Here is a 6,664-nt window from a genome sequence, read left to right on the forward strand (position 1 = left end):
GCCTGTATGTGAGAAGCCCCGTAGGGGCTTTTTTTTATTTTTTGAATTTTTTGTTTCTTTTTTAAACACTATTTTGGATCAATTTTGAATAACCATGCCTTTTCTCCATCTTCAATGCCCCAAATACTGCCGTCTTTGGCTTCAATGAGTCCTCGAATACGCTGTGGCATGGCAATTCGTTGTATTTCTTGGACAGGTTTAAGCTCTGTATCAACAATCACAATCGCTTCTGAAGATAAGCCACCAATCAGCGCTTTATTTTTCCACAAGGGGAACTTTTGCCCTTGGTAAAACATCAAACTTGACGGTGAAATCACCGGTGTCCAGCTGATGGCAGGCGCTTCAAATTCAGGCCGTGTATGATGATCAGGAATCGGTTGATCATCATAATGATCACCATTCGATACATGCGGATAGCCATAGTTTTTCCCACGCTGCACAAGATTTAACTCATCGCCGCCTTTCGGTCCCATTTCGGCCACCCAAAGCTGCTGTTTTGCATCAAATGCCATGCCTAAAGGATTACGGTGCCCGAAGCTCCAGACTTGCTTGGCAACTTCGCCTTGGGTCTGAAATGGATTATCCGCAGCAGGCGTTCCATCACTATTTAAGCGCAGCACTTTACCCAAATTTGACTGTAGATCTTGTGCAGGATCAAACTTCTGACGTTCGCCCGAACTCACCCATAATTTTCCATCTGTTCCAAATTGCATACGGTGTGAATAATGGCCTTGACCTTCTACTTTTGGAATTTGCCTCCAAATGATTTTTCGTTGTTTTAAACTTGGCACAGCTTCATTGAGGTTTAATGTGGCTTTTTCGATGACAGCGCCATAACCGCCCTGTCCGGCTTCTGCATAGCTCAAGTATATCTGATGATTTTTTTCAAACTGTGGATCGAGTGCAATATCACCTAATCCGCCTTGTCCGCCATAGGCTACTTTGGGAAGGTTTTTCACCTGTATTTTCTGCTGATTTTGCGGGTTAAAGATGATCAGCTGGCCTTTTCTTTCTGTCAGCAATAAACGTCCGTCTGAGAGCGGCTGGATGGCCCAAGGCTCATTAAATTGAGCGATTTTTTGTATTTTAAAGCGCTGTTCTTGCTGGATTTGTGCCGATTTTTGAGCTTGGCTTGGTGTTTGATCTTGTGCTGTAGTTGTGGTGTTTTCCGCATGGCATGCGGCTGTCATCAATATACCGACGATGAGGCTAGGCGTTCGAAAATATTGTATACATTGTTTCATTTACTGTTCCCTTCCCTTTTATAATCATTTGATTCTAATCAATTAATCAGATGATTTTTCTTTGGAAAGGTAACAGAATAATTTTGTACGTTTTGGCTTACATGACATGCAGAAAATTGCTGCTATTCAATTTATTCAAACAGGCCTAATCTACAGTTATCAGGAAACAGGAAGTTTCCGAAACACCAAAACAATAAGAATAGTTTCTGCATCAGGACGTGAGATATGACATGGAGTTGTATCTAAAATACGAAATACGAAGAAAACCCCAACAGGATGTTGGGGTTTTCTTTTTCTAGCTGATTTTTAAAAGTTCGCTCTAATCTAGAACTTTCGCATAACATCTCTGTCAAAACTTCTTACAGTTTCCTGCGAAATTATTACATACCCAAATCCGTCAGCTTGTTAGCGTGGTAGACAATCCTCATTGCAAGGAGTCAATCATGACTTTAAAAGCTTTAGTGATAACGTCAAATGTCGGTGTTGAACATGACGAGCTGATCCAACCATTAAATTATTTAAATGAAAAGGGAATTGAAGCCATTCATGCCGCTATTAAACATGCGGTTGTCCAAACAGTAAAAGCCGACAAAAAGGTCGAAGCTGAAGTTCAACCCAATGCCCAATTGAGCAGCGTAAATGCTGAAGACTATGATGTGTTAGTAATTCCAGGCGGAACTGTCAATGCAGATCATCTACGGATCAATGAAGATGCACTGCGACTTATTCAAAACTTTGCTGACCATCAAAAACCTATTGCTGCAATTTGTCATGGTCCTTGGGCGCTCATTAATGCTGAACGAATTCGTGATAAAACTCTGACGTCTTATAAAAGTATTCGTTTGGATTTGGAAAATGCGGGTGCACATTGGGTCGATGAGCAGGTGCACCGCTGTAATACGGGCGGTTGGGTGCTCATTACTTCTCGCTGTCCAGATGACTTGCCTGCGTTTAATCAAGCAATTCAGCAGGAGCTTGAGCAACAGCAACAGCAACAGCAACAGCAACAGCAACAGCAACAGCAACAATAATACAAATGGAAAATACCCGCATATTGCATGCGGGTATTTTATAAATCTAAGTTATAGGATATATGGCTTACAAATTTTTTAAGTAAGCTACCACATCATCATTGCCTGCCATTTCTGCAAGCTCTAATGCTGTGTATTGGGTCTTATGCTGTACATTTGCACCTTTCTCTACCAACAGCTTCACTACGTCTAAATAGCCGTTTTCTGCGGCTGCATGCAGTGCGCTGTAACCTTCGTCATCGGCAGAGTTTACGTCTGTGCCATTCGCCAAAGATTTTTCGACTTCTACGAGTTCACCTAAAGATGCCCAGTACACCAGTTCAGGCAAATGCAGTTCATCACCATCTTCAGGGATTGGGGAGATAGAATTAAATTGCATGATCATAATACCTATTTGTAATTTCTATAAATATCGCTTGTCAATTAATGACCATGGCAGAATTGGTCATATAAATCAGTTTATTTAACGAATTTTATCAAATCTATTTAAAGCGTAATTCACAGTTTCCTTTGAATTTAATAAATATTTTCCATTTTTATCGCGTTCAATACGAATGGATAATTTAGCCGCTTGTGTAATAGTTCCAGATTCCAGTAATCGACTGATATCACTATTTGGAAGAATAATATAATTATTTACATAAGATGGACCATTACATGATCGTAATACAAAAATATAGAAAGTAGATGATGCATCCTTTGAATCATAAGATCTCTGATTTATCGTGAATCTATACTGATTATTTGATTCAGATATATTGGCTGTTTTAACCTGTATATGAAAGTATTTATTATCTTTTGCTGCGACAAGATCAATACCATCATCAACAGCCATATATGATGTATTAAATCCAAAAAATAATAATTCAGCCATCACTGCAAATTCACCAGCCTTGCCCGTATACAGTGCATTAACTGTAGGTGGCGGTGGAACAATATCAGGTACAACTTTTTTGATTTTTAATCTGTAAATTCCCCGTCTTGGAGCACCTTTAGAATTTTTTGGTTTTGTGAACTCTGATTTTGTTTTATATTTGTCAATATCCTTTGAAAGTATCGAAGAGATTTTCTTAGATAAAACATCTAGATGCTGCTGAGTATGAGGATATTTCGCTACGATTGCTTCTGCTATTTGATCAACATGCATTTCTTTTCGCGATTCCTTCATTACTTCTTTAATTTGCTCAATAAACTCCATCTCTCCCCCCATAAAATAGTCATAGTTAAGTTTTTATATCTTTTTTAAAAACTTATAAATATAGAATATTAGAAAATATAAAATAATTATTTTATTAGCATTTTAAATAACCAAAAAAAAGCCCCCTTACGGAGGCTTTTCTTTTTAAAGAATCACAACTTAAGCTTTGGCTGTAGATGCCTCTTTAACATCAATTTTATCACTGTCATTTTCATGCGTGATCAATGCAACCGCGATCGCAGTAATCAGTACAGGTAAACCTACCGCCATAAAGTTGAAATGCGCAGGTAAGTTCATACCGAGCAAACCACCAATCAAGATCGGCCCTACAATCGCGCCCATACGACCGATCGCAGAAGACCAACCAATACCCGTCGAACGTACAGCAAGTGGGTAATACTGCGCCACATAGCTGTACAGCAGCATTTGCGAACCAATAGATGCAGCACCTGCCAAGAACACCAAGATGTATAGCAAGAACTGATTAGACTGGAAGCCCATCAAGCTCATCACAATCGCGCCCATCATACCCAAAACCATCAACACAGGTTTTAAATGGAAACGGTCAGCCAAAATACCACCGCCCACAATACCCACAACTGCGCCCACGTTCATGACCATCATGAACATTAAGCTGTTATCCATAGAATAACCGGCTGCCATCATCAGTTTTGGTAACCAGCTGCTTAGCGCATACATGGTCAATAGGCACGTAAAGAACGCCACCCAAAACAGCAATGTATTTACGGCACGACCACGGCGGAACAAGCTCACCACGTTTGCTGCTTCTGGTACATTTTCCTGTGGTAAAGTGAACACTGTATTTTCAGTCACTTTCACTTCAGGTGCTAAGCGCTTCACGATACTGCGGGCTTTTTCCTGTTTGTTTTCTTTCACCATAAATGCCAAAGATTCAGGTAAAAATTTCCAAATCACAGGTAAAAGAAAAAGTGGAATACCCGCAATAAAGAACATGATTTGCCAACCAAAGTCAGGGGTGAACCATGAACCTAAAAGTGCCGCCATCACACCACCGACTGCATAACCACTAAACATCGTCGTTACTAGTGTACTACGCATCTTCTGCGGCGCGTATTCCGACGTTAAAGCCACAAGGTTAGGCATTACACCGCCAATCCCTAAACCAGCCAAGAAACGCAAAATACCAAATTCTGTTGGATTTGACGCAAAACCACCGGCAAAGGTCAAACCACTAAATAAAACGATACAGATCATGATGACTTTTTTACGGCCAATCTTATCTGCTAAAGAACCAAAGAACATGGCACCAAACATCATCCCTGCGAGCGCAGTACTGGCAAGCATCCCCGCTTGCATTGCACTTAAGCCCCAGTCTTGCATCAATAATGGTAAAACCACGCCATTAATCGCTAAATCGTAGCCATCAAATAAAATAATCAATAAGCACCAAGCCACTACATTGAAGTGGAACGGGGTAAATTTAGCCTTATCGACTACAGAATTTATGTCTATTTTTTCCGTTGTCATCGTTCTCATCTCCCATGAGTACTTGTCCATAACATTCATTGAATTTTTAAGTAAAATTCAACAGCCACGGAATATACGGAACAGTAATTTCTAGGGATATTAGACGTATGTTTAATAAATCGAATTGCTTATAAGTGCATGTTAATTGTGTTATTTTTCATGTTTTAGTTTAATTATTAAACATTATCAATATATGATTATTTAACTGATTTTTTTAAATAATAATACTCTTATTTTCAGGTCTAATTCTTCTATTCTTTCATTAAACTTCAGAACGACACACCATCATTTATTTCTATCTTTAGTTTAGAAAAATTTTAAATGTCTAAAAAACAAACGCAATTACATCTTTAGAAAAGCTCACTTTAACGCTCTTGATTGTTTTAAATACCTTGATAGCACTGAGATTAAGCAATCACTAGCTTACAGCGAAATCCACGAGACGCATAATATGACTGCGCGCTATTATGATAGCTAAATACATGATCATAACGTCGATCACAAAACAGTGCCCCGCCCTTTTGCCGAATATCCGCTGGCGTTACGATCCAACTCGAAGTCTTTAAATCGAAATGAAAAACTTGCTGTAACGCACGATAGTCCTCTTCTGTCAGCAGCTGAGCACCGATGTCTCGCACCATATCTATAACGTTATTTTTGGGAGGATGATCCTTCCGATTCTCCAAGGCATCACGGTCATAACATAAGCTTCGTCTAGGTTTTGGCGACTCTAAGCTGCAATCATAAAATATCAGGTCATGAGATTGCCGATTCAGCGTCACAATATCTGGCTCACCGCCTGTATTTTCCATTTCGATTAAAATTTTTAGTTTTGAGGGCTGTGCAATCAATTGTTTTTTTACATCATCCCAAAGCAATTCTGGATGACGCTGCATGTTTGCCTCAAAGCGTTGCTGCAATATCTCTAAAATAGAGACTTCATCGAGATTTTGGAGCATATGTACATCCTATTCTTTTTATACATTGAGACCGTACTTCACTATAAAGAATATAAACTCACCTTGATGTAAATTTTTAGCGCTGTTTAGCCTCATTCATTTTAAATATCTCTCGTTTTCCTATTTTTGTGCTTTAGCTTTTTCTACTTTTATAACGTTCTTTTCCTTTTTTCCTTTTCCCGGCATAAAAAAACACCCCCTGCACTAGTCAGGGGGTGTTTTCGAATAATGAGCTGGCGATGACTTACTCTCACATGGGTAACCCCACACTACCATCAGCGCTAAGAGGTTTCACTTCTGAGTTCGGGAAGGGATCAGGTGGTTCACTCTTGCTATTGTCGCCAGCACAACTGTTATGGATACTCGCTTAGTCTAATCTCAGAGCAGTGCTCTTCGTGCTAAGTTTTCTACCAAATGAGTTATTAACAGATCATATCTGAGTTGCAGTATTTTGTTCTTAAGCGTTAACTAAATCAAGTTATTTTGCTTAATATCGAATCAATTGATGCTTTACATACAACTGTTTGGGTGTTGTATAGTCAAGCCTCACGAGCAATTAGTATTGGTCAGCTTCATGCGTCACCGCACTTCCACATCCAACCTATCAACGTCGTAGTCTTCAACGGCTCTTTAGTGGACATAAAGTCCAAGGGAAATCTTATCTTGAGGTAGGCTTCCCGCTTAGATGCTTTCAGCGGTTATCCCTTCCGAACATAGCTACCC

6 protein-coding genes and 2 rRNA genes are annotated in these 6,664 nt (G+C 39.5%); 1 reads left to right on the forward strand and 7 read right to left on the reverse strand.

Annotated elements, in window-relative coordinates; translation table 11 throughout:
• Positions 1-68: 68 nt before the first annotated feature.
• A complete protein-coding gene (locus FTU80_RS05840; protein ID WP_180084485.1) occupies positions 69-1,244 on the reverse strand; it encodes a PQQ-dependent sugar dehydrogenase in 1,176 nt (391 codons plus the stop codon).
• Between the two features lie 443 nt (positions 1,245-1,687).
• On the opposite strand from FTU80_RS05840, the gene FTU80_RS05845 reads away from it, so the two are divergent.
• On the forward strand, positions 1,688-2,275 hold the full coding sequence (locus tag FTU80_RS05845; protein WP_180084486.1) for a type 1 glutamine amidotransferase domain-containing protein: 588 nt from the start codon (positions 1,688-1,690) through the stop codon (positions 2,273-2,275).
• Positions 2,276-2,342: 67 nt separating this feature from the next.
• On the opposite strand, the gene FTU80_RS05850 is transcribed toward FTU80_RS05845, so the two are convergent.
• The 6 genes from FTU80_RS05850 to FTU80_RS05875 all read right to left on the reverse strand — a co-directional run.
• The gene (locus FTU80_RS05850) at positions 2,343-2,654 is read right to left on the reverse strand and encodes an ankyrin repeat domain-containing protein (protein WP_180084487.1); all 312 of its coding nucleotides are present in this window, start codon (positions 2,652-2,654) and stop codon (positions 2,343-2,345) included.
• Between the two features lie 84 nt (positions 2,655-2,738).
• A complete protein-coding gene (locus FTU80_RS05855; protein WP_180024683.1) occupies positions 2,739-3,473 on the reverse strand; it encodes a group I intron-associated PD-(D/E)XK endonuclease in 735 nt (244 codons plus the stop codon).
• Positions 3,474-3,632: 159 nt separating this feature from the next.
• Positions 3,633-4,982 (reverse strand): MFS transporter, encoded by a 1,350-nt coding sequence (locus FTU80_RS05860; RefSeq protein ID WP_180024684.1) that lies wholly within the window; start codon positions 4,980-4,982, stop codon positions 3,633-3,635.
• Positions 4,983-5,389: 407 nt separating this feature from the next.
• Complete coding sequence (locus FTU80_RS05865) at positions 5,390-5,941, reverse strand: DUF4256 domain-containing protein (RefSeq protein WP_180078483.1); 552 nt, start codon at positions 5,939-5,941, stop codon at positions 5,390-5,392.
• 231 nt (positions 5,942-6,172) lie between these two features.
• Positions 6,173-6,287, reverse strand: a 5S ribosomal RNA gene (rrf, locus tag FTU80_RS05870).
• 189 nt (positions 6,288-6,476) lie between these two features.
• Positions 6,477-6,664: ribosomal RNA gene (locus FTU80_RS05875) — 23S ribosomal RNA — on the reverse strand; the annotation flags it as partial.

The sequence above is a fragment of the Acinetobacter sp. YH12145 genome (assembly GCF_013418335.1).
Classification (GTDB): Bacteria; Pseudomonadota; Gammaproteobacteria; order Pseudomonadales; family Moraxellaceae; genus Acinetobacter; species Acinetobacter amyesii.